The organism is Micrococcus luteus (assembly GCF_014138885.1).
Lineage (GTDB): Bacteria > Actinomycetota > Actinomycetes > Actinomycetales > Micrococcaceae > Micrococcus > Micrococcus luteus.
In genome coordinates this window covers 38865-63483 of record NZ_JACJIK010000002.1, presented here as the reverse complement: position 1 = coordinate 63483, position 24619 = coordinate 38865, and the positions used below count along the sequence as shown (strand labels likewise).

Sequence of the window (24619 nt, the reverse complement as noted above, 5' to 3'; positions counted from 1 at the left end):
CCCCGTGCAGTCCCCTCAGTAGCGAGAAAGGCAGGCCAAGGTGGCTCTGAGAAAGCGGTCGCCCAAGGTGACCCCCACCGAGAACCCGCGCGTCAGCGAGGCCGGCTCCAGCGCGGCGGCTCCCGTGGGCCGTCCTGCGCCGACGCCGGTGGCCAAGCGCCGCGTGGGCGGTGTGGCTGTCGCCGTCGCCCTGGCTGCCCTGGGCGGCCTCGGCGCGTTCGTGGGGACCCAGGCCAACGAGGCCAAGCCCTACCTGGTGGTGAACGCTCCCGTGGAGCGAGGGCAGAAGATCGAGTCCTCCATGCTCTCGTCCGTGCGCGTGGCTGGCGACCCCAGCGTGCTGGTCCCCGCGACCGAGGCCCAGCAGATCCAGGGGCAGGTGGCCACGACCGACCTCCAGCCGGGCAGCACCATCACGCGCACGTCCACGGCAACGTCCTTGGGCGTGGAGGACGGAGAATCGCTGGTGGGCCTGGCTCTGGAGGTCGGGCGCCTGCCTGCCCGGGAGATGGCCGCAGGAGATCACGTCCAGGTCCTCTTCACCCCGGGCAACCAGAACACCAAGGCCGGTGACGAGAACCAGAATCACGACCCCGTCGCGGCCGTGGTCGAGGCCAGCCACCATGACCAGAACAGCGGGAAGACCACCGTGGATCTGCGCGTGAAGCAGGCCGACGCCCAGAAGGTCGCCACCTGGGGTGCCGCCGGCACCGCCAGCGTGATCATGCAGGGAGCGCAGAAGTGAGCATCCTGACCCTTGCGGCCTTCGGCGTCAGCCCGGGGGTGAGCACCACGGCCGTGGCCATGACGTTGCAGTGGCCGCGCCCTGTGCTGCTCGTGGAGGCCGACGTCAGCAAGCCCTCATCCGTGCTCGCCGGGTGGTTGCAGGGCAGCATGCCGGCCGACAGCGGCCTGATGGGCATCGCCCACAACTCCATGCGACAGGCCCTGACGGAGCAGGACATCTGGGACTACGCCGTCGACCTGGGAACGGGCCAGGACGCTGGCCAGCCTTCCCGCTGGCTCCTGCCCGCCATGTCCGAGCCGCTGGCCGCGCGATCCATGCGGGGCCTCTGGCCGGAGTTGATGATGGCTCTGCGCGCCGTCTCCGGCCAGGACATCGACGTGATCGTCGACGCTGGCCGCTCCGAGAACGCCCACGGCCGGGAGGCGCTCTGGCGCGACAGCGACCACCTGAGCGTCGTGGTGCGCAGCGACCTGGTCTCCGTGGCCGCGGCGCGTGCCTATCTGCCGGCCGTGCTGGAGGCCCGCGCCACCGCGGGGGCAGTGGACACGTCCTCCCTGCTCGTGGTCGAAGATCGAGCCCAGGAGTTCCCCTCCAAGGACATCTCCAAGGTGCTGGGCCTGCCGGTGCGTGGACGCCTTCCCCAGAGCCCGGAAGCCGGCGCTCACTTCGGCGGGGGCGCCCAGGCGACGTCCTGGAGGCTGCGTTCCTACACGCGGGCCATCGGTGCCGCCAACGCCTCCCTCGCGGACGCGCTGATGGCCCGCCGCCAGCTCATCGAGGCGGATATGCCCACCGAGACCGGAGGAGAGCAGCGATGAAGGATCAGACCCCCGACATGTCCCTGGACCTGCTCAACCTCCCGTTCCTGACCGAGAGCACCCCGGCCAAGCCGGCCCGGCCGTCCCTGATCCCCGCCTCCGCCGGCGCTCACCTGGCTCGCCCGCTGGGCACTACCCCGTCTCCCACCGATTCCGCTGAGCTGCCCGGGCTGTCCCGGCCGCTGACTGCTGTGCCCGAGCCGGCACCGCAGGCCGAGCAGAGCGCCCCGGCCCGGCCGAGCAACACCACGGAGCTGACGGGCTTCTGGTCGATCGTCGACGTGCTGCGCGCCAAGGCCGTGGACTGGCACGCCGAGGAGACCGCCGACCGCATCGACCTGCCCGAGAGCGAGCTGCACGCCATGGGCTGGCGGCACATCGACCGCGCGATCATCGAGCAGATGCGTGAGAACGTGCAGACCGGCGGCCGCGACGCCGCATGGACTGCCGAAGAGCAGGCGGCACTGCGCCAGGCCACCTTCGATGCGATGTTCCGTCTGGGCCGATTCCAGGCACTCGTGGACGAGCCCGGGGTGGAGAACATCCACATGATCGGTTCCGACCACGTCTGGGTGGAGAAGGCCGGCGGCAGCATGGAGCGCCGCCCTCCCGTCTTCGAGACCGATGAGCAGATGATGGCCGAGCTCCAGTTCCTCGCCGCGAACGCGGGGGAGGAGTCCCGCCCCTTCTCTGCGGCCCACCCCGACCTGGACATGGACCTGATGGGCTCGGTCCGTCTGGCCGCCACCGCCCGCCCGGTCTCCACGCGGCCCACCGCCGTATTCCGCATCCATCGGCTGGTGAACATCACCCTGGAGCAGCTGGTCGACAACGGCACCCTGAGCCCCCTGGCCGCCGAGTTCCTCACGGCGCTCGTGCAGGCCGGCAAGACGATCGTCATCAGCGGCTTCGGCGGCGACGGCAAGACGACCCTGATGCGCGCCCTGGCGGAGAAGATCGGCCCGCTGGAGCAGATCGTGACCATCGAGAAGGAGCGCGAGCTGCACCTGGACCGGCTCGACTCTCGCCTGGTCCCGCCGATCGAGCTTCAGGCTCGCCCCGGATCGGGCGAGCGCGCCGCCGACGGCAGCACCATCGGCGAGTACACGTTGACCATGGCCATGGAGAAGGCCCTGCGTCTGAACTCCGCACGCATCCTGGTCGGCGAGGTCCGCGGTTCGGAGATCGGCGCGATGATCTCCGCGATGCAGACCGGCGCGGGAACTTACTGCACCGTCCACGCCTACTCCGGCGAGGAGGCCGTGCGCCGTCTGGTCGGCCTGGGCATGAACGAGTTCTCCGAGACCTACATGGCTCGCCAGCTGGGCTACCACATCGACGTCGTCGTGCAGATGCGCAAGGTGCCTCAGCCCGATGGCTCGGTGAAGCGCAAGATCATCTCGATCTCCGAGGTGCTGCCCGGCGACACCGACAAGGGCATTTCGGTGGCCGACCTGTTCCGCATGGGTCCCGGCGACGAGAACGCCGTGCCCGTGGCCCCTCCCGTGGACAACCGCCTGCGCAACGATCTCGAGCGCACCGGCTTCGACCTGCTGCGCCTGGCCGGAGGTGCCCGATGAGCTCGCTCCTGCTCCCTCTGAGCTTTGCCCTGGGCATCCTCGGCCTGGGCATGGCTGCCGTGAACTGGCTCTGGCCCGCCCCTCCCAAGGCCCCTGCACCCGATCCGCGCTGGCTCACCGCCCTCAAGGGACTCGGCCGCCGCATGGACCGCAACACGTGGATCATGGTGGGCATCGCCGCCGCCGTGGGCTTCTTCATTGCGCTGTTCACCGGCCTGCTCGTCTACCTCGTCGCCCTGCCCGGCGCCGTCATCCTCCTGCGCTTGGCCTTCGGCTCCGGCGGGGGATCGGCCCAGATCGAGAAGCTGGCGCAGATGGAGATGTGGACGCGCTCGCTCTCCGGCCTGATCGTCGCAGGAACCTCCCTGGAGACCGCACTGGCCGCTTCCATGCCCAACGCCGGCGACCTGATCCGGGACGAGATCGCCACGATGAATGCCCGCATCAAGGCCGGCTGGCCTACCGCAGACGCCCTCAAGCGCCTGGGCCTGGAATGGGGAGACCAGACCGGCGACCTGGTCGTCATGCAGCTGATCCTGGCCGCCAATCAGCGCGGCCAGGGCCTGGCGAACGCCCTGGACGACCTCTCCACCTCCGTGGAGGAAGAGGTCTCCAAGCGCCGGGCCATCTACGCCGACCGCGCCGGCGCCCGCCGTGAGGCCCGCATCGTGATCACCATCGTGGTGATTTCCCTGTGCCTGGTCCCCGGAATGGGCGGGCCCATGGCCGCCTACCAGACCCCGCTGGGCCAGGCGCTCTACCTCGTCCTGGCTCTGGTCACCGCAGGGCTCATCATCTGGATGACCCGCGTGGTAGCCCCGCCGCCGCAGGTCCGCCTGCTGACCGCTAGGAGCTCGTCATGATGATGATCATCATCGCCGGCATGCTGTTCGGCCTGGCCGCGACCGCGCTGATCTGGCCCCTGCTGCCCCAGCGTCCGCGCCTGCGCGCGGCGGCCTTCGACGGCATCGTGACCAGCACCTCCGGAGGCGGCGCGCTCTCTTGGCAGGAGCGGGCCTCGCAGTGGACGATGCGCACGCTGCCGCCGGCCCTGGTCAACGGCCTCACCGACGCCGACCTGGACATCCTGGGCACCACCCGCAGCCGCCACACCTGGGCCAAGATCTACGGCGCCACACTCGTGTTCGTGGTCTGCCTCGCCCTGAGCGTGGCCGCACAGGTGCTCTACTCCCTGCCGCTGTGGCTGTCCCTGCTGATCAGCCTGCTCGTCGCCGCCGTCGCCTGGCTGGCACCTGACTCGGCCGCCCGCAAGCGAGCGACCAAGGCACGCACTGACTTCGCACGCGCGGTCGCGGTATTCGTCGAGCTGCTGGCCTCTGAGCGCGGCCGCAACGCCCAGCCCACGGTGGCTCTGGAAAACGCAGCCGCCATCGGCGACACCTGGGCTTTCCAGCGGATCCGTCAGGAACTGGTCCGGGCTCGCTTCACCAAGGTCCAGCCCTGGACCGCCCTGGAGACCCTGGCCACGCAGCTCCACGTCCCCGAGCTCACCGATGCCGCCCGCATCATGCGCCTGAGCGGAGACAATGGGGCCAGCGTCTACGAGCCTTTGCGCGCGTTGGGTCGCAACATGCGCGTGCGGATGCTCAACGCCGAGGCAGCCCGTGAGAATGAGGCTTCCGGCCGCATGAAGAACATCATCATGTTCATCGCGTTGATGTTCACGCTAATCGTCCTCACCCCTCTGATGCTGACGCTGATGAGCGCGTGAGACGCGCGAGCTCCTCCCGGAGATCGTGATCTCCCATCCACCCACCCACCCGCATCGGGACCGTCCCGAGGCCATCTCCACCACACGAGGGGACTCACCATGAACAAGCTGATGCAGCAGTACCTGATCCTCCGCGCCTGGATCCAGGACAAGCACGAGGACGAGGCCGGCGCCGAGACCATCGAGATCATCCTCGGCGTGCTCGCCGCCGTCGTGCTGGCCGCCCTGGTCTGGGCCGGCATCAACACCTTCGCCACCAACAAGGTCGGCGAGCTGGGCTGACTAGACCAGCCAGGGACGGAACACCACGAGCAGGGGGGTCACCATGAACATCACGGCACCGCTTCGAGCGCACCTCGAGGCCCATGCACGCAACGAGACGGGTTCCTCGAACATCGCCTCGCTGCTGATCGTGCCGGTGGCCCTCCTGCTCGTGTTCCTCGTCCCCCAGGCCGGCGCCTACTACCAGGCCTCGACCGTGGCTCAGTCCGCGGCCAACGCGGCCTACGCAACTTCCCGAGTCATGGGCGGCTCGAGCGCCGAGGGCCAGGCGGCCGCCCAGCAGGTCATCTCCCAGCACTCCGGCACCCTCCAGGGCGCCTCCGTGAACATCAGCACCACCGGAGAGCGGATGACCGTCACCGTCACCGGCACCGCGCCGGCCTACACCGGGCAGTGGATCAGCCCGTCCGTCTCCCGGTCCGTGACCGGGCCCGTCGAGAGGGTGGTCAAGTGAACCTCCGCGACACGTCCCTGGCCTGGCTGCGTGATGAGCGCGGCGAGTCCGGCGTCGGGCTTCTCATCGTGGCTCCGGCCATCGGACTGCTCATCGCCATCGCCGTCATGGGCGGCCGCATCGGAGCAGCACAGACCTCCATCGAGTCGGCGGCCGGCGTCGCCGCCCGCGAGGCCACCCTGGCCCGCAACCCCGGCCAGGCCGAGTCCAATGCGCGCCAGTCCGCCCGCATGACCCTGGACCAGACCGACTTCACGTGCGGCTCCCAGAACATCACGCTGGACACCTCCGCCCTGCGCAACGCCCCCGGCATCCCCGGGTCCGTCTCCGCCACCATCACCTGCTCGGTGCCGCTCTCCGACCTGGCCATCCCCGGCACTCCCGGGTCCTGGACCATCACCGCCGACGCCACGTCCCCCGTGGACACCTATCGAGAGAGGGGCTGAGCATGATCGCCCGCTTCCGCGCCTGGCTCGGCCGCGAGCAAGGAGAGTCCTCCCTGCTGGTCCTGATGCTCGTCCCCATCATCGTGCTCGTCGGCTTCGGCATCGGCATCGACTGGAACGGCAAGGTGCGCGCCTCCGAGGAGGCCGTCACCATCGCCCACCAGGCCGCCCGCGCCGGCGCCAACGCTGGCACCACGGCCGGAGCCGCCCGCGGCGAGGACATCACCCTGGACAGAGCGGCCGCCGCGCGCGCCGCCCAGGGGATGATCGCCGAAGCCGGAGCCACCGGCACCGTCAACGTCACCCCCACCAAGGTCACTGTGGACGTCGACGTCCCCTACACCCCACGCTTCATCCCCACCGGCGTCCTGACCGGCCACGGCCAGGGCACCGCCCAGATCCACTCGAACACCCGCTGACCGCAAGGAGACACCATGAGCCGCGTCACCAAGACCACCGCATACACCGGAGCCGCCCTGGCTCTGGCGCTCACGCTCACCGGCTGCAACGGCGGTGGCACGCCGGGTGGCAACTCCACGTCCGCGAGCGCCTCGCAGTCTTCGCTTGCGCCGATCGAGGACGTGTCGTCGTCCGCGAACGTGTCCTCGTCCTCCGCTTCCTCGAGCTCGACGAGCGCGTCCTCGTCGTCCGCGAGCGCGTCGTCGTCTGCGCTGCCGGAGTACAAGCCGGTCACCTCGAAGAAGCCGGGGGGGCAGGAGGAGGCGAAGGCGAGCGCGTTCAAGGCGGTTGAGCTGCTGTACACGGTCTCGTCGGACGTGTTGAACAGCGGTGACGCGAAGAACGCGGATCGCCTGTCCGTGGCGGCACAGCAGGGCGAGCTGACTCAGCAGAAGGTCAACGTGGAGAAGACGCTCGCCACGGGGGCCACCTACCGGGGCGCCTCGAAGGTGGAGCTGATCGACGGCCTGGCGGGCCCGTCCGTCCATGCTGATGGCACCTTGGTCGAGAACGCCTCGGTGAACCTGCGCGTGTGCGAGGACAACTCGGGTGTGAAGATCACCGGCAAGGATGGCAAGCCTGTGGACACCGGCGCCACGCAGCGGTTCATCGTGAAGTACGCAGTGCTCTGGAACGAGGACGACGGCGTCTGGAGCGTCGTCTCCAGCGAGCTGCCTCCGCTGAACGGACCGGAGGAGACCTCGTGCTGACCCGTAACAGGTGGGCCGCCATGGCGGCCGCGGGGGTTCTGACCGCGAGCGCTCTCGTCGGCGCGACGGGGGCAGCGGCCCAGGCCACGGGGACGACCGCTGATGGGCGATGCCGTGCAGGCAGCATGGGTTCTAGCTGCCTGGTGGAGGCCACGGTGCCGGGTAAGGGACAGAACGCGCAGCCCGTGCTGGGCCGGGACGGGAAGGCCCCGAAGCGGGCGAACTTCTGCGAGATCAACGAGCCTCTGCCTGGCGACAGCGTCCCGTACCGCTGTGACGTGAACTACGACCCGGTCAATGACTGCGTGTGGGTGAACATGTCGCCGCAGCCGACTCCGCCGGCGGGCAAGGATCCAGAACGGGGCGCGTGGGAGCAGTGCAACCCGAGCGATGGGCTGACGCTCGGTCAGCCAGTGAAGACGCGCTGGATGGATTCCACGCAGGCCGGGCCGGGGGAGATCCGCCAGGCCGCCCAGACAGTCGTGAAGGAGATGCAGCTCAAGGGCATCGAGATCGGCATGGTGCCGTACCCGGTGGCGGAAAACGGCACGGGTGCTGTGGGTCTGCCGGCGTGGATGTGGGTCGGGAACCCTGACGATCCGCAGGCGTGGGGGCCGTACACGGTCTCCAAGGACGTGAACGGGATCGCCGTGCAGGCCACGGCGCGGCCGGTGCACGTCACCTGGGACATGGGCGATGGGACGCAGGTGGTCTGCGACGGTCCCGGCACCGTCTACGAGGACCGCTTCGGCAAGCAGGAGTCCCCGGACTGCGGGCACACGTACATGAAGATGTCCAACCCCACCTACAAGGTCACGGCGATCACGACGTGGTCTGTGGAGTGGACGGCCCAGGGCCAGTCCGGGGTGATCGAGACCCTCACGCGCTCATCGCAGGACGTGCGGATCGGCGAGTTCCAGTCGTTGAACGTCCGCCCGTGACGCGTGCGCCGGAGCAGGTCGCAGATCTGCTCCGGCGTGTCCCGCTAGGACCGCTCCGCTTGTGGAAGCTGAAACAAGTATGGTGATCGCATGAGCCCCACCACAGCCACGCCCCGCCGGCATCGTGGCGGCCGCCCGTCTCGCGGCGACCGCTTCAATGTGACCGCGCGCATCCCCCGTAGCTATGAGGCCAAGTTGCACGCCTGGGTGGAGTACACCGGCGAGAGCATCAACGACTACGTGACCGCCTTGGTTACGGAGCATCTGGACGCCCACGAGATTCCCGAAGAGCACGGCCAGGAGGCGTTTGACCTGAAATCCGCATAAAAAGCAAGAAGCGGACCCGTTGGCGCGGATCCGCTTCTTGGAGTCAAGACCTGCTGACGACAGGTAGTGACTGACGTTTGAAGTTGTTCCGAATGCCCTAGTGCTTACCCGGCATGGCATTCGGTTCTGGATTCGAGTTCCGGCTCCGTGTTTGGCGACACGGGCTGGATCTCAAGGTGTACCTGAAGGAGGTACGTCTCTCTTGTCGTGCCCGAGTCTACCCAAAATCCCTCTCCGCGACACGTCCCCCCTCCCGTCGGCCGTGTCCTCGGCGCCGTGCCTGGGGGAGTCCACCCTCGCCCGACTGCTGCGCCATCGCCAGAAACCAGCCCGGCCCGTGCGGGGTCGGATCACGAATCCGTGCCGTCAGAACTGGCGCCGGCCCTCGCGTGCCCGGGAGGGCGACATCGACGTGATCTTGGCCGCGGTGCCCGCCGGCTCCCGGCGTCTGGAGCACCTGGGCGACGCCGTTCCCGCCCTGCGGGCACTGCCTGCCTGGCAGGACCTCTCCCGGATCCGTCGGCGGCTGATGGAATCTCTGGTGGGTGCGCTGGCGGCCTGCGCGGACTGGTCGAAGATGATCTCCCGTCCCGGGCACAAGCGCCTGGCGAAGATGATCGGCCGGAGCGCCTCGACGGTGACCGCGGCCATCGCCTGGCTGATGCGACACGGGGTGATCGGACGCGTCGCCGCCGGACGCTCTGCCGCCTACGCGACCCCGGACGAGCGTGGCAAGCGGATCAACGAGGCGGCGGTCTACGTGCTGTGCTGCACCGCCCACCTGGACGTGGAGAAGATCCTCGCTAGGCACCGTGCCGACGCCGCGGCCGAAGCACGGGAGCGTGCAGGTCAGCGTCGGATCCGTGGGGCTGTGGAGAAAAACTGGCACCCTTCCTCGCTAGAGGATTCACTTACTAGAACTCGTAGAGGAACCACGCACGCGCGCGACCGCGGACTCGTCGAGCTCTGGCCCTGCAACCGCGCAGTGGCCACCCGTCGTCAGCAGCTGGCCGCCGCCCGCACCGTCCAGGATCGGGCTCTGGGTCTGCGCGTGCTCTCGGCCCGGGACGTCCGCTCGCTGATCCGTCCCTTCCTCGAGGCCGGCTGGACCCCGGCCGACCTTCTCCACGCCCTGGACCACACCCCCCAGGGCGCGCACCGGCTCCACAGCCTGGACGCCGGCCAGGACACCGCTCGAGCTCGCGGCTACCTGCGGTGGCGCCTGGAGCACTGGAAGGACGCCGGCGGGCTCGTGCTCGCCTCAGCCTCTGCCCGAGCTCGTGAGCGGGCGGAGGCGGCGCGCGAGGCGATGCACCGGGATCGCCAGGCGGATGCGCGAGCGCGCGCGGCGGCCGCGGGAGTGGAGTCTCCGGCTCGAACCGCGGCCCTGGCGGCCATGCGGATGCTGTTCCGGCAAGGTGGCGCGGAGCGTGACAGCCTTGAGGTGGCCCACCTCACCGCCTAAACTGACCTCAGATCAACTTAGAAGGGACATCGGGGGACTGCCCCAGCCTTCTACCCCGTGAAGACCTCTACCCACGCGAGCGGAGACACGCCCCATGCGCACCCTCAAAGGCCTTGCGGCCCTGCTGGCCCTGACCGCCCTGGTGGTCGGCATCCCCGCCGCCCTGATCCTGCTGGCCGGCAACCCCATCCCCAGCACTGCCGAGCTCCAGCAGGCCCTGACCGGCATCGACTTCGGCGGCACGTTCCTGATGGGCACCGTGCTGCCACTGATCGCGTGGGGCTTCTGGGCCTCCTTCGTCTACTCGCTCGTGGTCGAGGTGATCAGCCTCATCCGCCGCGTCGAGACCCCCAACCTGGGCGGAGCGCTGCGCCCGCAGCAGGCCCTGGCCGGCGCGCTGATCGCCGCCGTGCTCGCTCTTGGCGGTGGCAGCCCCGCCTTCGCCCTGACCCCGCAGGACACCGCCTCCGCTCCCGCCGCCGTCGCCATGGCCCAGGAGGGCCAGACCACCCAGGACACGACCCAGGACGCCCCTGCCGCCGCGGGGGAGCGGACCTACACCGTGCAGGAGGGCGACACGCTCTGGGGCATCGCCCGGGACGAGTTGGGCCAGGGCAGCCGGTGGGGCGAGCTCGCCGAGCAGATGCGCTCCACGCCCCAGGCCGACGGCCAGACCCTCACCGATCCCGACCTCATCATGACCGGCTGGACCGTGGAGCTGCCCGACGGCCCCACCGGCGCCGGCTCCACCTCCGCGACACCGGCCCCCTCCCAGCAGGACCCCGCTCCGGCGCAGGCCGACACGGACGCCCAGGCGGCCCCCGCTCCTGCGGCGCCCTCCGCATCGGCGTCGGCCGAACCCTCCGCCCCTGCCGACGACTCGGCCACGCCGGCCCCCGAGGCGGCCGCCGCCCCGAGCGCCGCCTCGGACTCCACGCCGGCCCAGGACGCCCAGCACCCGCTGCCCGGCGAGGCCGTGTCTGCGGCACCCTCCATGGCCCCCGCCGAGCAGGAGGGCCCCTCCGCCGTCCCCGGCGGCGCGTTCACGCAGACCGCGCCGGCCCCCGCCGATCTGTCCTCCCACCAGGAGCAGGCTGCCCCGGAGGAGGTCCCCGCATGGGCCACCATCGGCGGCATCGGCGCCTTCGCCGCGGCCGGACTGCTGGGCATCGTCGGCCTGCGCCGCCAGCTCCAGCGCCGCCGCCGCCAGCCCGGCCAGTCCGTCCCCATGCCCGAGGAGCAGACCGCGCAGCTGGAGACCCAGCTGCGCGTGGTCGCCGAGCCCGAGCAGGCTGAGGAGCTCGACGTCGTCCAGCGCTGGCTGGCCCGCTGGGCCCACGAGAACGGCCAGGACCTGCCTGAGCTGTTCCTCGTGCGCGTCTCGCCCGAGCAGATCGCCCTCTACCTCATGGCCCCCGCGCAGCTGCCCGAGCCCTTCGTGGCCGAGACCGACGACGGCGTCGTCTGGACGCTGGCCTCCGGCTCCATCGACATCGACCCCGACCTGCCCGCCGCCCCCTACCCCTCGCTGGTCACCGTTGGCCAGGACGACACTCGCTCCCAGGTCCTGCTCGACCTCGAGCGCCTGGGCACCCTCGGCATCGACGGCGACCCCCAGCTGACCACCCAGGTCCTCGATGCCATGGCCGTGGAGCTGGCCACCTCCAGCTGGTCCGAGAACGTCACCATCACGCTCGTCGGAGTCGCCGACGGCCTGGCCAAGGTCGTCAGCGACGGCCGCGTCCGCCAGATCGACGACCTGGACCAGCTGATCGGCCAGCTCGACGGCAAGGCCAAGGACATTCGCCGCGCCCTCGACGAGCAGGACGCCGCCACCCTCGACCAGGCCCGCGCCGCCAACCAGGAAGAGGCCTTCGGTCCCGAGATCGTCCTGCTGGGCCTGGAGCCCACCCCCGCCCAGGCTCGTCGCCTCACCGACCTGGCCGGCGCCATCCCGCGGCTGGGCATCGCCGCGGTCACCACCGCCAACCCCCTGGCCTCCGACTGGATCCTGAACCTCGAGGACGAGAACCACGCCGACCTGCTCCCGGTCAATCAGCACCTGCGCCCGCAGAAGATCACCCCCGAGGAGGGCGAGCGGATCAAGGAGCTGCTGGCCACCGCCCTGGAGGACCCCCGCTCCACCGGCCGGGGGACGACCGCCACGATCGACATCAACACCGTCCTGGACGAGCGCCCCCACCTCAGCGCGGTGGCCGATCTCGAGGAGATGCTCCACGAGGAGGAGAACACCCAGGACCTGCCCCTGACCCCCGAGCCCGCGGTCCCCGCCGCTGAGACCGCCGAGGACGAGACCGATCCGGCCGAGGAGAACGAGGAGGACGTGCTCGCCGCCCAGGCCGCCCGCCACACCCCGACCTCTGCGCCCGCCCCGCACGACACCCTGGACGAGGACGAGGAGAGCCAGGACCAGGCCGCGGCGGCCGCCGTGCCGACCGAGCCCGAGGACATCACCCCAGAGGCCCAGGACCAGACCCCGGCCGTCGTCGCAGTCACCGAGACCGCGGGACCCGCCGAGACTGCCCCCGAGCCCGAGCCCGAGCCCGAGCCCGAGCCCGAGCCCGAGCCCGAGACTGCCGCGACCGCCGAGCCGGCGCAGCAGGAGGTGGCCACCGATCTCCACGACACGTCCCCCGCGGAGGACGAGGAGGAGGACGAGAAGGACGCCGCCCCCGAGCAGCTGGGCTCGACCGACCCGCAGAAGCAGATCGACCTGGACGCCGCACACCTGCTGGAGCAGGCCACCACCCAGGCCCCGATGATCCTGATGCTCGGCGAGCTCAAGCTCGTCGGCGCCCAGGGCCAGGCCCCCGTCACCGCGGCCACCGGCGAGGTCTCGGCGACCCAGACCGCCCGCTGCGTCGCCTTGGCCGCCTACCTGGCCCTGCACCCCGGCGCGAGCGCCGAGGCCGTCCACGCCGCGTTCTGGCCCACCCAGCGCTCCGACGGCAAGTCCGCCTCCAGCAACCGCAACAAGCTCACCGGCCAGACCCGCCGCCTGCTCGGCCAGGCCGCGGACGGCACCCCCTACCTGCCCGCCGTGGGCAGCGAGGGCTACCGCGTCCACGAGGACGTGCTCACCGACTGGCAGGTCGTGCAGTCCCTGATCGGCGATGACCCCGTGAAGGCCTCCACCCCCGCCCTGGTCGCCGCCATGCGTCTGGTGAGGGGAGTGCCCTTCGAGCACGCCAAGGCCTCCAACGTCGCCTGGACCGAGACCCTGGTCCAGGAGATGGTCCAGACCATTTGCGACGCCGCCCACGAGCTCGTGGCCCGCTCCCTGGCCGTCGGCCACCGCGAGCACGCCCAGCTGGCCGCCCGCGTCGGCCGCGCGATCGACCCCGCCAACGAGGCCGCCTGGCGCGACGCTCTGGTCACCGAGGCCGCCTCGGGCAACCACACCGAGGTCACCCGCCTGATCGAGAAGCTCTACTCCTACCTGGAGTCCTTCGAGGAGGACCTCGAGCCCGAGGTGGAAACCACCGCCCTGATCGAGGAGCTGCGGGCCCATGGCTACCGTGTCGCCTGATCTCCACGACACGTCCCCCGCGGCCACCGACCCCGCGCCGGCGCCCTACACGGTGCCGCCGCGGACGGTGCGCACCCTGATCGGCCCCGGCGGGGCCCTGGCTGCCCTGCTGGGCATCACCGGCGCCGCGGTCGCCGGGCTGCCCGTGCTCATGGTCCACGCCGCGCTCGCCCTGATCGCCCTGGCCTGCCTGGGCATCTACATGGCGCGCGTGGACCGGGCCCACCGGCTCATCCCGAACTGGGCCGTGGCCGCCCTGGGCGCCATCAACCTCGGCGCCGCGGTGGGCCTGCTGGTCACCGGATACGGCGCCTGGGCCCTCCAGGGGCTGGTGGTCACCGTGATCGCCGCCGTCGTGCTGATGGTGATGCACCTGATCGGCGGCACCGGCATGGGCGACGTCAAGCTCGTCACCGTGGCCGCCCTGGCCATCGGTGTCCACGGTCCCGGTGCCTGGGTGCTGGCCATCCTGGCCAGCTACGTGCTCGCCGCCCTGTTCGGTGCGGTCCCGGCCCTGCTGCGCGGCCAGCGCAAGACTCGCGTGCCCATGGCCCCGCACCTCGTCGCCGGGCACGTGCTCGCCTTGCTCGCCGTCCTGGGCTACCTGGCATCCTGACCAGGTGCCCCGCACCTTCTCCGCCCGCGACCGCCGTGCGCTGACCGGCCTGCTCACCGCCGGGCTCAAGCACGCCCAGCTCGACGACCTCACCGCGGCCCACCCTGTTCCCGGCGACCCCGGCCATGACTCCGGCAAGGCCGGTCGCGTGGGCCTGATCGTGGCCACCTGGCTCGCCAGCGGCGACCACACCGGACTCACCAGCGCCCTCGAGCTGCTCGAGACCGCCAAGCTGCCCCCGGCCCGCCACGCCGACCTCGCCCGCCTGCAACGGAAGGCCGGCCTGGACTCCACGCCACAACCCACGCCAGAAGCCGAGCCAGAAGGCACCCTCGCCGCGGATGGTGCGACGGAGTCGCCGCTGCCGGCCGCGCCGGCCGAGGAAGCGGCGCCGGCCGCATCTCCGCGACACGTCCCCCTGGTCCTCCTCCAGGACCTGGCCGAGGACCATCCCGCGGTCCAGGCCCTGCTGGCCGCCGGCCTCGAGGTCGGGCACCTCGAGCACACCTCGACGATCCCCGCCGACGCGTTGCTGCTGCACCCGGCGCATGAAATCTGACCCCGGAACGGGGAGGGACATCAGCGCCGGATGCCGGCCTTATGGGAAGTGAGGGCCGGCCACGGCCCCGACCATCTCCGACCGAGGAGCACCCATGTACACGATCTACACCAGCCCCGGCTGCGGCCCCTGCATGGCCGTGAAGGCCCACCTGCGCGCCCACAAGATCCCGCACACCCTCGTCGACGTCTCCCAGGACCCCGCGGCCGTCGAGAAGCTGCGCAAGATGGGCTACTCCAGCGCGCCGGCCGCCGACATGCAGGCCACGATCGACCTGGGCCCCGTCGAGGCCGGCGAGCACGTGCTCTGGGACCCCCACCAGGGTCACCTGCTGATCATCGGCGACCGCGACAGCGGCAAGAGCGTGATCCAGCGCGGGATCATGGAGACCGCGGTCTCCGTGGGCTGGCAGGCCTGGGGCCTGGGCCTGCCCGGGGAGCTGGACAAGGTCGAGGACCATCGGTACGCGCAGGTGGTCACCGCCGACGTCAGCGACCAGCTCGAGCGCATCCGTGCCGCCAGCGAGCTGATGCGCGAGCGCTACCACCTGGTGGAGGTCGCCTCCCTCGCCAAGGAGCGCCCCGAGCCCTTCCAGCCCATCGTGCTCGTCCTGGACGACTACGCCCATCTGCGCCAGCGCTGGGCCGACCTCGCCCCGGCCGGGGAGCACGAGGCCGACGTCGCCGAGAACCTCCTGCTGGGCATCCATCGCCTGGGCCGCTCCGTCGGGATCCACCTGAGCGTGTCCTGCCGCGGCATCGCCCACCACCTCGGCCAGTCCCTGGCCGCCGACCTCGGGGCCACCGTGGTCTACACCTCCCTATGGCGCACCGTCCCGCTCGAGGAGCTTAGCCATGCCGGGTGAGCCGGCCTCGAGCGGGCACGGTCCTCTTGAGGAGCCGGCCATCATCCCCCACCCCACCCGCGTGGGGGTCTGGCTGATCCCGGACACCGAACAGGGGCGGGCGGTGATCGCCCAGGTGCCGGCCGCCCGCCAGCCCTGGCCGGCAGAGCGCGCCCACGCCCGCATTCTGGGGAGCAACGCACTCGGCATCCTCGCCGGCTACACGGTCTTCATGGCCGCCCTCGCGGTGATGGACCAGGATCTCGGGCTGCCGCTCTGGCTCCTCTGGCTGCTAATGGCACTGATCGCCTTCCGCGCCGTCTGGTCCCTCACCGTCAAGGCAGTGAAGGCCGTCTCCCAGTGCCGGAACAGCCGCGCAAGACGACTCCTCGAGGGATCAGGGATCGCATGCCCGGCCCCGTTGCCGCTCTGGGGTCCCGAGGGTGAGCACTACGAGACCTTCCTGCACCAGAGCGCCCACGTCCCCTTCCAGCTGGATCCGGTGCCGCCGCCGAAGATGACCACGCTGGCCCACCTGCCGCCGCGGGAACTGTCGCAGGCCTGGCGTGAGGCGCGGTCACCGGACCACGCGATCTGACCCCTCGACGAACTGACCCATGCCCCAGGAACGGAGCCAACCCATGCCCACCACCACGCTCTCCCCCTCCCAGCTGCGAGGACGCTGGGCTGCCGCCCGCGGCCTCCAGCTGACCACCGACGTCGCAACGCTCGTCCTCCTCGCCAACATGGCGGCGCTGCCCGCCCTGACAGGTGCCCCCGACCCGTCCCTCGTCGCCCTGGCGGCTGCCGTCCTCGCGGCCGCCGCGCTCGCGACCCTGACCTCGCGGGCGTGGAACCGTGCGGCCCCCGCCGGATCCGCAGCCCGCGCGATCATGGCGACCGCCGACCGAGCCGTCTTCCTGCTCCGCGACGTGGCCATGGCGGTCGCCGGAGTGGTGATCGTCGCCCGGACCGGCCACGCGGGGGAGGTGATCGTGGGCCTGGCCGGCGCCGGCGCTCTGGTGCTCTGCGCAGGGGGGATGGGGCTGCGCATGGCCCGTCGGGGCATCCCCACCGGGTGGGACCTGGCGGTCCAGATGAGCTCGCTCCTGCCCTGGGCGGTGTGGACGGCCGTCGGCGCCGACCAGGGCGTGCACCTCGGCTTGACCCTGGGCTGGATCCCCGTGATCTGCTGGCTCCTCGCGCGCATCGTCAAGCAGCTGCGGGCCATCCCGGCGGCGCAGCCTGCGGCCTGAGAAGGGGGACCTGGTGCAGCTCGACGCCGACCTCCACGACACGTCCCCGCCGGTGCCGCTGCCCGGCCAGCTCGATGGGCTGGACCTGCTCCCTACCGAGGAGGCTTAGCGCAATGTAGGGTTGCCCTAACTGTCAGATCGACCGGAGGTCCCCATGGCCTACTCCAACCGCGAGCGTCCCGGAGGGCGCGCTGGCCTGCGCGACAACACCCCCACCACGTTCCGCCCCGTGGCCTACCGCAACCTCGCCGCCCGCAAGAACCTGTGGGCGGACTACACCACGGGCCGGGGCGTGTTGGACAACGGGCAGGCGGTGCCGCCGAAGATCGGCCCGCGTCGGAAGAACCCGAACCTCACCGACATGCTCGACACTGCGGCCGCCGTCGGTGTGGACCGGATCTTCTTCACGGGCAAGACCCCGGTGGCCACGCCGGGCAAGCGCCACTGGCTGCTGGTGCAGACTCCCGGCTGGATCGACGGAGGACACAACCTCGGCTCCCCGGCCACCGGCCGTTTCGAGCACCGCCAGACCGGCAAGCGCATGCTGGTGCAGTTCGTCTCCGGGTGGTTCGGCGACGCCCCGCTGAGCCCGGAGCAGGCACGCCTGGCCTGGCAGGCCACCGAAGGCATCATCGGTGCGCACTTCCGCGGAGCCAAGCTCATGGACAGCCCCACCGCCACCGGCGCCAACCTCTGGGCCCTGACCCTGCCGAAGAACCTCGAGCCGTACCCGCTGACCGAGGACATCGCCGAGGAGCTGCACCGCACCTCCGGCCAGCACCACGTCGAGCACCTCGTGGCCGGATCCTCCTCGGACACTCACCCGGACTGCATCCCCCTGCACGACCCGGCGAAGACCCCCAAGATCGACGGCTTCGCCTACGTCGACGGCCGCTTCATGTACGGAGCCATGTGCAGTGAGCTGGGCATCGGCCCCGGCTACCGGCTGCGCCGCGACGACACCGCGGACATGCTCCGGGAGAACCCCTACGCCCGCGCTCGCGTGCACGTGCAGTTCAAGGTCCCCGACACCTGGGACCACATCGGCCTGATCGGCGTCCAGCACGAGAAGGCTTCCGAGGGCTGGTACTGGCCCAACCGCCCCGGCGCCACCGGGAGCGCCTGGATCGACGCCGCCGAGTTCTTCGTCGCCGCCCGCCACGGCTGGCAGCTGGACCCCATCGAGTCCGTCGCGTTCACCACCGATGTCCCCGGCGCCCGCGACCGCGACCGGCGCGTGCGTGCACGCCCGCTGGACACCTGGAAGGACAACCTGGTCAAGGCTCGCGCCGCCGTCGCCGGCGACCCGCTGATGGACGAGATCATCAAGACCGCCGTCTCCGCGGCACTGCGCTCGATCCTGATCAACACGATCGGCAACTTCGCGGCCCGCGGGCGCGTGCAGACCCACATCACCTTCGACCCCAAGGAGGTCCCGGCCAACGCCCCCGACGTCAAGCAGCACGGCAAGGCCTTCATCTGGACCACCAAGCCGCGCTTCGACGGCCAGGCTCAGCGCTACTACCACCCCGAGTTCGCCGTGCAGGTCTGGGGCCGGGCCCGGGCGCGCATGCTCTCCGGACCCATGGCCGGTGGCCTCCAGGGCGGGGCCCTGCACGTGCCGGCCCACACCCTGCTGGGCGTGCGCGGCGACGCGATCTACACCACCGAGGTCCCCTCCTGGTCCCTGACCGAGGAACGTGGCGGCGGCGATGACGGCCGGGTGGGACGCATGCGCCTCCAGGGCTACGTCCCCGGACCGCTGAAGATTCCCGCCGACGAGACCGCCCGCAACAGGCTGCGCGCCAAGGCCGCGCGCCTGGGCGTGGACGCCGCCTACTCCGAATACGAGATGCAGGCCGCCCCCGTCGACGGGACGGACTACCTGCCCGGCGACGACGAGCAGGAGGCCGACGGTGAGTGACCCGGCACAGCTGAGCCCCGCCGAGCTCGTCACCCGGGTGCGCTCGGCCTACGGACTCACCTGGGCCGAACTCGGCGCGGCCATGAACCGCTCCCCGCGCATGATGCAGAAGATCGCCCGCGGGGAGACCTCGGGTGAGTCCTACCGGGACGCGCTGACCGAGCTACACGAGACCGGCGCCGTCTCCAAGGCACCCCGGCGTCGACGCAACGCCGCCGGCAAGATCGTGCCCGTGCGAGCCAAGCGAGGTGCCAAGAAGCCCACCGTGGTCCCCAAGGACACCCGGCGCGGGCCCTCCCTGACCCGCCACTCCACCACGACCACCCACCTGCCCGACGGCAACCGCATCGTGCGGATCCAGCTGCCCAAGACCGTCGGATCGCCCGAGCGCGGGGCCGGCCTGCACGCGGCCCGCATGTCCATCGTCAACGTCGCCCGCGGCGCCCGCCACCAGGACAAGCGCGTGCACATCCGCGCCACCGTGGACATCGGCGGCGGCCGCACCCGCACCTTCGACGTCGGCTCCAAGGGCGGCTACCTGGCCGCCGACGTCGTCTCCGACGTGCGCGACCGCAACGGCGGGGACATGGGCGGATGGATCGCCTCCCAGATGGGCGACCGCTACGCCCGCGACGCCGTCACGCAGGGCCAGCTGGTGGGACTGTCCGTGACCAGCTTCAACGCCGTGCGCTCCAAGGAGGAACGCGTGGCCCAGGATGAGGCCGGCGCCCGCCGGTGGGGACGACGAGGAGGACGCACCCGATGGGGATGAATCAGCACGAGAAGCCGGCCCCGCCGGCACGCCGGTGGGACGAGGCCCTGGACCCCCACGCCCACCAGGGCCCCTACCGGCCCCCCGCGGCACTGCTGGACATCCTCGCCCGCGCGGCCGGGGCCAACTCCTACGAGGCGGCCACCACCGCCGTGCGCCACCGCGCGGCCAGTGCGGCCACCGAGCTGCACGAGGCGGGCCTGGACCCGCGGGTGATCGGCCTGATCGCCGAGCCGCGGGTCAACGAGCTGCTGGGCGTGGCCGAGCGCTCGGCCCGCTCCCTGCGCCAGCGCGACCGCCAGTTCCCCGAGCCGGTCACCCGCGGCCGGCTCTGGTGCGAGCCTGACGTCGTCGACTACCTGGCCTTCAAGCACGAGACCTCCCCCCGCCCCGGAGCGCTGCACAGCGCGCGTGTGGCCCAGCGTGAGCAGGCCCAGACGCGCGGAGCCCGCCCCTAGACTGACCGGCATGAGCGAGGACTTCACCGACGGCACCGGCCTCTGCCCCCACTGCGGGCACCATGTGGCCGCGACCTACGCCGGCAAGATCCAGGTCAGCCCGCGGTGGGACATCAACTACGCGCGACGCTCCTCCGTGGATCCGGCCTCGGCGGCCCGTATGCCCGAGGCGAGGGACACGATCGCGGGCTACGCCTGCCAGTTCTGCCAGGGACCGATCGCCTTCCTCGAGCACTGGCAGAAGGTCGAAACCGACGCCGCCGGGCATCCGTCTCTGGAGCGCGTCAGACGGACGATGATCGTCCCGGCCAAGCCCCCGCGGCAGCTACCCGAGGCCGCCCCAGCGGGCGTCGCCTCGCTCTACGAGGAGGCCAGCATCTGCGAGGACGCCGGGGCACTGCGCGCCGCCGGCGTGCTCTACCGCGCGGCCACCGAGGAGATGGTCAAGGACCAGGGCGGCACCGGCCGGGACCTCAAGGCCAAGATCAACAGCCTGACCCCGCGGCTGGACGCCGAGGTGCTGGAGGACCTGCACGAGTCCCGCATCGTGGGCAACGACAGCATCCATGCCGGCGTGCAGTACGCCGCCGAGGAGATCGCCGACGTCGCCGAGCTGCTCTGGGAGGCCGCCTTCGTCCTCTACGAGCAGCCGGCCCAGAAGGCCAGCATGCGCGCGGCCCGCAAGGCCCGCCACGACGCCGCCCGCAGCCCGCGCGCGGCATCGTGATCCCGGTCTACGAGCCGCCGGCCTTCCGCAGCCCCGAGGAGGTCCACTCCGCGCTCTACCAGGACGCCCCCTACGTGCGGGTCATGCTCCCCGACCGAGGACGGGTCGATGCGATGGCTGCCCGCTGGTCGAGCACCCATGTGCTGATCGCCTGGGAGGAGCCGCCCGACACCGAACGGTTGCAGGCATGGGTGCCCGCTGGGTGGGTCACCCGCATTCGGGCAGAAGAATCGGCCTGGCGCGCCCCCTACGGGCGCACGCACGGCTAGGGTGTGTCTGAGAAACCGTCCAGTCGGGTATGCCAGAAGCGACCCCCTGTCCCTCAGGGGATGGTGGGGGCGTTGTCCTGGTGTGAGGGCGAGGTCCTGATCCTTCAGAGGCGGCATGGCGGTCCGTCGTGCGGGGGTCAGATCAGCGGTGCGGCGCTCACGGACAGGTTGGTGCCCACACCCGTGGCGTTGAGGTAGACGACGGTGGTGCCGTAGCCGGAGACCGTGATGGACCGGTAGAGGGAGATGGCCGTGACGGCGGTCGAGCTGGCGCCCGTGGACCCGGCGACGCTGTAGGGGGACTGCCCCGTGGTGCCGCAGGCCTCAGTGCGGTCCAGGCCGAGCCGGCAGGTACCGTCGGTGCGTCCTACGGATCCGTTGGCCGGGACGGCGAGGCCGTTGGTCGCGTTGTAGGTCTTCCCGTTGTTCAAGGCGATCCGGGAGGTGCCGCCGTTGCTGGTGGAGGAGACGGATCCGGTGCGCACCCCGCAGGCCGCGGCCTCGTCGCTGAGGCGGAAGTCGAAATCGAGGGCCACCTGCTTGTTGGACAGCCTGCCGAGCGTCTCGTTGGTGATGCGCAGGTAGGTCAGGGTGAACGCCGAGGCTGGGAGGGGCTTGCCTGCGGTGTACCCCGCGCAGGAGGAGGCGGCCATGGCGGGCGCGGCCGTCGATGCGGCCACGGCCGGCACGGCCCAGGCGAGGCCGGTGGCTACTGAACGGCGGGAGATTTCCATGAGGGGTACTCCAGTTAGGGCACACAAAAGAATTCAGGTGCACACGATTAGGTTCGTGAAAGCAGGAGTGTTCGGCTACGGCCGTCGGTGCATCTGAGACTGCCGGGGTGCCGGGGTGTGGTCAGACCACCTGTCTCCTCAGAGTTCAGGTATGTTAAATCTCATGCATGCATCGCCATTGGAGCCTCGGATGACCGCCGGTGTGGATCGGCCGGCGGATGGCAAGGTCGCCGTGGAGAGGGTGGATCGCCCCGGTCGTCGGGGAATGCGGCTGCTGGGGCCGGCCTTCGTGGCGGCGGTGGCCTATGTGGACCCCGGCAATGTGGCTGCGAACCTGACGGCGGGGGCCCAGTACGGGTACCTGCTGGTCTGGGTGCTGGTCGCAGCGAACCTGATGGCCATGCTCGTGCAGTACCTCTCGGCGAAGCTCGGGCTCGTCACCGGCCGCTCGCTTCCGGAGCTGCTGGGGCACCGGTTGCCGCGCGGGCGGCGTTTGGCGTACTGGGTGCAGGCGGAGATCGTGGCCGCCGCCACGGATCTGGCCGAGGTGATCGGAGGGGCCATTGCCCTGCACATCCTCTTCGGTATCCCCCTGCTGGCCGGCGGGGTGATCGTCGGGGTGGTCTCGATGATCCTGTTGGGTGTGCAGTCCCGGCGCGGGCAGCAGCCCTTCGAGTTCGTCGTCGTGGGCCTGCTGGCCGTGATCACCCTCGGGTTCGTCTCGGGACTGTTCTACGGGCCCATCTCCTGGGGTGAGGCCGTGGCGGGCATGGTCCCCCGGTTCGAGGGAACCCAGACGGTGCTCCTGGCGGCCGGCATGTTGGGGGCCACGGTGATGCCCCACGCGATCTATGTGCACTCAGCTCTGGCGCGTGACCGCCATCAGGGGGCCCACGCTCATCCGGGCACCCTTGGCAGGCTGCTGCGGGCCACCCGGTGGGATGTGGGGCTGTCGCTTCTGGTGGCAGGGTCGGTGAACATCGCGATGCTGCTGCTGGCGGCGGCCAATCTCTCCGGGGTCTCCGGGACGGACAGCATCGAAGGCGCCCACGCGGCGATCACGACCGCACTGGGGCCGGCGGTGGGCGTGCTCTTCGGCGTCGGCCTGTTGGCCTCCGGGCTGGCCTCCACCGCGGTGGGCTCCTATGCGGGGTCGGAGATCATGGGCGGGCTGCTGCGCTGGCGCATCCCTCAGATGCTGCGGCGGGTGCTCACGCTGATCCCCGCGCTGCTGGTCATCGCCTCCGGGGTGGACCCCACCTGGGCGCTCGTCCTCTCCCAGGTGCTGCTCAGTATCGGCATCCCCTTTGCCATGATCCCCCTGGTCCGACTGACCGGTGCCCGGGCCGTGATGGGCCGACACGCGAACTCCACGCCCCTGCAGACGGTGGCATGGGTGGTCGTGGCTCTGATCGTGGCCCTGAACGCCGTGCTGCTGTGGCTGACGTTGACCGGGCAGGGGTGAAGGAGGTCCCGCTATCGTGCAGGCCATGAGCCTCGACGAGATCACTCCGGTGGCCCAGGACTACCTCAAGGCGATCTGGTCCGCCACGGAGTGGGGAGACGCGCCGCTGAGCACGAAGAGCCTGGCCGCACGCATGGGCACCACCGCGCCCAACGTCACCGAGACGGTCAAGCGCCTGGCAGCCCAGGGCCTGGTCGAGTACCAGCCCTACAAGCCCGTGACCCTCACCGGGAAGGGATGCGAGCACGCGATCGCGATGGTCCGCCGGCACCGGCTGCTGGAAAGCTTCCTCGCCGCGAGCCTAGGCTACTCCTGGGACGAGGTCCACGCGGAAGCCGAACGACTCGAGCACGCCGCCTCCGACGAGCTGATCGAGCGGATCGATCAGATGCTGGGCCACCCCACGCACGATCCCCACGGCGACCCCATCCCCACTCCCGTAGGGCAGCGGGAGCGGCCGGCCCACGCGGTCCGCCTGGATGCAGCCGAGCCGGGGTTCTACCGGGTCCTACGCATCTCCGACGCCGACCCGCAGCGTCTGATCCGCTTCCAGCAGGCCGGAATCGTTCCCGACAGTGTCGTCGAGGTGGCCGAGGCCGGCCACTTCCGACTGCGCGTGGTCGCAGTCGGGCCCGTGGAACTCATCGAGACGGATGCGGCTGCCATCTGGCTGGTGCCGAGCTCGACTCGAGGATGAATCGTCCCCACCTTCATTGCGCAGCGGTGCCGCCCCGTCGAGAAGCAGGCTGTCCAAGGGGGTATACCCACTAGGCGCATGTGTCAGAGCCAGTTGGGTGCTGCTGGACAGAGGTGCCAGGGTGCGATCTTGCTTGACAGGGTTGCCCATCATCGCGCTCGACGGATTCGTCGATCCGGCCTTCTCCAACCGCGCGCTGGCTCGCTTACCCGTTGGGCTTGGCCTCGGATTCATGGACGTCATTCTGGAGTAGCGCGATGATCTGCTTTGCGGTTTCACTCCGGTGGTCCTGTGAGATGGGCCTGCTTCCGATCAGGTCGTTGACCCAGAGCCCGTCAGCAGCGAGCAGGGCGAGCGAGGTCATCTGGTCGCGCTCAGCTTCGTCTCGTTCGCTACGTCCGGTCCATCGGTCGATGAGGTCTTCCCAGATCGCCTTGTGCTGGGTGTGCTGGCTGTCGAGAATCATCTGGAACTCGGCGCGGGAGGCGGCTGTCGAACAAGTGAGTATGTAGGCGGTCAGGCGCTCCATCGGCGTTGCCTCAGCGGTCGGCTTTCCACAGGCGATCTCTAACTGCCGCTCCCAGCGATCAGCGAGTCTCTGGTGGATCGCAGCGATCAAGTCGTCTCGTGACGGGAAGTGGTAGATGATCCCGGCCCTGGTGATCCCTGCAGCGGCCGCGACAGAGTCAAACGTGACTGCTGTGATCCCGTCTTCCTCGATCACTTGGATCGCGGCGTCGAGGATCATGGTCTTCTTGCTCTCACGCACCATCATGCGCCCCTCCG

At 70.6% G+C, this 24619-nt stretch carries 28 protein-coding genes; 26 read left to right on the top strand and 2 right to left on the bottom strand.

Annotated features, from left to right (window positions below; genetic code table 11):
- The first annotated feature begins 40 nt into the window (after positions 1 to 40).
- The 24 genes from HDA34_RS11635 to HDA34_RS11520 all read left to right on the top strand — a co-directional run bounded on the left by HDA34_RS11635 (position 41) and on the right by HDA34_RS11520 (position 20937).
- Positions 41 to 745 (top strand): SAF domain-containing protein, encoded by a 705-nt coding sequence (locus HDA34_RS11635; RefSeq protein ID WP_084785986.1) that lies wholly within the window; start codon positions 41 to 43, stop codon positions 743 to 745.
- Positions 742 to 1566: a P-loop NTPase family protein gene (locus tag HDA34_RS11630; protein WP_031943866.1), complete on the top strand. Its 825-nt coding sequence runs from the start codon at positions 742 to 744 to the stop codon at positions 1564 to 1566. Before HDA34_RS11635 ends, HDA34_RS11630 begins: the two co-directional genes overlap by 4 nt.
- On the top strand, positions 1563 to 3146 hold the full coding sequence (locus tag HDA34_RS11625; protein ID WP_061873037.1) for a TadA family conjugal transfer-associated ATPase: 1584 nt from the start codon (positions 1563 to 1565) through the stop codon (positions 3144 to 3146). Before HDA34_RS11630 ends, HDA34_RS11625 begins: the two co-directional genes overlap by 4 nt.
- Entirely contained in the window at positions 3143 to 4009 is an 867-nt protein-coding gene (locus tag HDA34_RS11620) for a type II secretion system F family protein (protein ID WP_061867357.1), read from the top strand. The genes HDA34_RS11625 and HDA34_RS11620 overlap by 4 nt, the downstream gene beginning before the upstream one ends.
- Positions 4006 to 4878, top strand: coding sequence for a type II secretion system F family protein (locus tag HDA34_RS11615; protein ID WP_061867358.1), 873 nt, complete (start codon positions 4006 to 4008; stop codon positions 4876 to 4878). The genes HDA34_RS11620 and HDA34_RS11615 overlap by 4 nt, the downstream gene beginning before the upstream one ends.
- Before the next feature lie 99 nt (positions 4879 to 4977).
- Positions 4978 to 5160, top strand: coding sequence for a hypothetical protein (locus tag HDA34_RS11610; RefSeq protein ID WP_061867359.1), 183 nt, complete (start codon positions 4978 to 4980; stop codon positions 5158 to 5160).
- A 43-nt stretch (positions 5161 to 5203) separates the two neighbouring features.
- Entirely contained in the window at positions 5204 to 5614 is a 411-nt protein-coding gene (locus tag HDA34_RS11605) for a hypothetical protein (protein ID WP_031943861.1), read from the top strand.
- Complete coding sequence (locus HDA34_RS11600; protein WP_134377212.1) at positions 5611 to 6060, top strand: pilus assembly protein; 450 nt, start codon at positions 5611 to 5613, stop codon at positions 6058 to 6060. Before HDA34_RS11605 ends, HDA34_RS11600 begins: the two co-directional genes overlap by 4 nt.
- Before the next feature lie 2 nt (positions 6061 to 6062).
- Positions 6063 to 6479 carry a pilus assembly protein TadG-related protein gene (locus HDA34_RS11595; protein WP_134377211.1) on the top strand — a complete coding sequence of 139 codons (417 nt, stop codon included), beginning with the start codon at positions 6063 to 6065 and terminating at the stop codon, positions 6477 to 6479.
- A 15-nt stretch (positions 6480 to 6494) separates the two neighbouring features.
- Entirely contained in the window at positions 6495 to 7229 is a 735-nt protein-coding gene (locus HDA34_RS11590; protein ID WP_134377210.1) for a hypothetical protein, read from the top strand.
- On the top strand, positions 7223 to 8170 hold the full coding sequence (locus HDA34_RS11585) for a hypothetical protein (protein ID WP_134377209.1): 948 nt from the start codon (positions 7223 to 7225) through the stop codon (positions 8168 to 8170). The genes HDA34_RS11590 and HDA34_RS11585 overlap by 7 nt, the downstream gene beginning before the upstream one ends.
- Positions 8171 to 8260: 90 nt before the next feature.
- The gene (locus HDA34_RS11580) at positions 8261 to 8497 is read left to right on the top strand and encodes a hypothetical protein (RefSeq protein WP_087114226.1); all 237 of its coding nucleotides are present in this window, start codon (positions 8261 to 8263) and stop codon (positions 8495 to 8497) included.
- A gap of 412 nt (positions 8498 to 8909) precedes the next feature.
- On the top strand, positions 8910 to 9962 hold the full coding sequence (locus tag HDA34_RS11575; RefSeq protein ID WP_031943855.1) for a hypothetical protein: 1053 nt from the start codon (positions 8910 to 8912) through the stop codon (positions 9960 to 9962).
- Positions 9963 to 10056: 94 nt separating this feature from the next.
- On the top strand, positions 10057 to 13512 hold the full coding sequence (locus HDA34_RS11570) for a BTAD domain-containing putative transcriptional regulator (RefSeq protein ID WP_134377208.1): 3456 nt from the start codon (positions 10057 to 10059) through the stop codon (positions 13510 to 13512).
- A complete protein-coding gene (locus HDA34_RS11565) occupies positions 13493 to 14128 on the top strand; it encodes a prepilin peptidase (protein ID WP_031943853.1) in 636 nt (211 codons plus the stop codon). The genes HDA34_RS11570 and HDA34_RS11565 overlap by 20 nt, the downstream gene beginning before the upstream one ends.
- Before the next feature lie 4 nt (positions 14129 to 14132).
- Positions 14133 to 14687, top strand: a complete 555-nt coding sequence (locus HDA34_RS11560; protein ID WP_031943852.1) for a hypothetical protein — start codon at positions 14133 to 14135, stop codon at positions 14685 to 14687.
- A gap of 94 nt (positions 14688 to 14781) precedes the next feature.
- Entirely contained in the window at positions 14782 to 15552 is a 771-nt protein-coding gene (locus HDA34_RS11555; RefSeq protein WP_031943851.1) for a glutaredoxin family protein, read from the top strand.
- The gene (locus tag HDA34_RS11550; protein ID WP_031943850.1) at positions 15542 to 16129 is read left to right on the top strand and encodes a hypothetical protein; all 588 of its coding nucleotides are present in this window, start codon (positions 15542 to 15544) and stop codon (positions 16127 to 16129) included. Before HDA34_RS11555 ends, HDA34_RS11550 begins: the two co-directional genes overlap by 11 nt.
- 43 nt (positions 16130 to 16172) lie before the next feature.
- Positions 16173 to 16787, top strand: coding sequence for a hypothetical protein (locus HDA34_RS11545; RefSeq protein ID WP_134377207.1), 615 nt, complete (start codon positions 16173 to 16175; stop codon positions 16785 to 16787).
- 154 nt (positions 16788 to 16941) lie between these two features.
- Positions 16942 to 18711 carry a hypothetical protein gene (locus HDA34_RS11540; RefSeq protein WP_031943848.1) on the top strand — a complete coding sequence of 590 codons (1770 nt, stop codon included), beginning with the start codon at positions 16942 to 16944 and terminating at the stop codon, positions 18709 to 18711.
- Positions 18704 to 19483 carry a hypothetical protein gene (locus HDA34_RS11535; protein WP_031943847.1) on the top strand — a complete coding sequence of 260 codons (780 nt, stop codon included), beginning with the start codon at positions 18704 to 18706 and terminating at the stop codon, positions 19481 to 19483. Before HDA34_RS11540 ends, HDA34_RS11535 begins: the two co-directional genes overlap by 8 nt.
- Positions 19480 to 19941 carry a hypothetical protein gene (locus tag HDA34_RS11530; RefSeq protein WP_134377206.1) on the top strand — a complete coding sequence of 154 codons (462 nt, stop codon included), beginning with the start codon at positions 19480 to 19482 and terminating at the stop codon, positions 19939 to 19941. The genes HDA34_RS11535 and HDA34_RS11530 overlap by 4 nt, the downstream gene beginning before the upstream one ends.
- A gap of 10 nt (positions 19942 to 19951) precedes the next feature.
- Complete coding sequence (locus HDA34_RS11525; protein WP_098471909.1) at positions 19952 to 20668, top strand: DUF4145 domain-containing protein; 717 nt, start codon at positions 19952 to 19954, stop codon at positions 20666 to 20668.
- The gene (locus HDA34_RS11520) at positions 20665 to 20937 is read left to right on the top strand and encodes a hypothetical protein (RefSeq protein ID WP_031943844.1); all 273 of its coding nucleotides are present in this window, start codon (positions 20665 to 20667) and stop codon (positions 20935 to 20937) included. Before HDA34_RS11525 ends, HDA34_RS11520 begins: the two co-directional genes overlap by 4 nt.
- A 137-nt stretch (positions 20938 to 21074) precedes the next feature.
- Here HDA34_RS11520 and HDA34_RS11515 read toward each other — a convergent pair whose 3' ends face one another.
- Positions 21075 to 21671, bottom strand: coding sequence for a hypothetical protein (locus tag HDA34_RS11515; RefSeq protein WP_036317467.1), 597 nt, complete (start codon positions 21669 to 21671; stop codon positions 21075 to 21077).
- Positions 21672 to 21861: 190 nt separating this feature from the next.
- Between HDA34_RS11515 and HDA34_RS11510 the strand changes: the two genes are divergently transcribed.
- Positions 21862 to 23136: an Nramp family divalent metal transporter gene (locus HDA34_RS11510; protein WP_080694935.1), complete on the top strand. Its 1275-nt coding sequence runs from the start codon at positions 21862 to 21864 to the stop codon at positions 23134 to 23136.
- 25 nt (positions 23137 to 23161) lie between these two features.
- Positions 23162 to 23833 (top strand): metal-dependent transcriptional regulator, encoded by a 672-nt coding sequence (locus HDA34_RS11505; protein ID WP_036317499.1) that lies wholly within the window; start codon positions 23162 to 23164, stop codon positions 23831 to 23833.
- 205 nt (positions 23834 to 24038) lie between these two features.
- Here the strand turns inward: HDA34_RS11505 and HDA34_RS11500 are convergent, their stop codons facing one another.
- A complete protein-coding gene (locus HDA34_RS11500) occupies positions 24039 to 24608 on the bottom strand; it encodes a TetR/AcrR family transcriptional regulator (RefSeq protein ID WP_060973480.1) in 570 nt (189 codons plus the stop codon).
- Positions 24609 to 24619 lie beyond the last annotated feature (11 nt).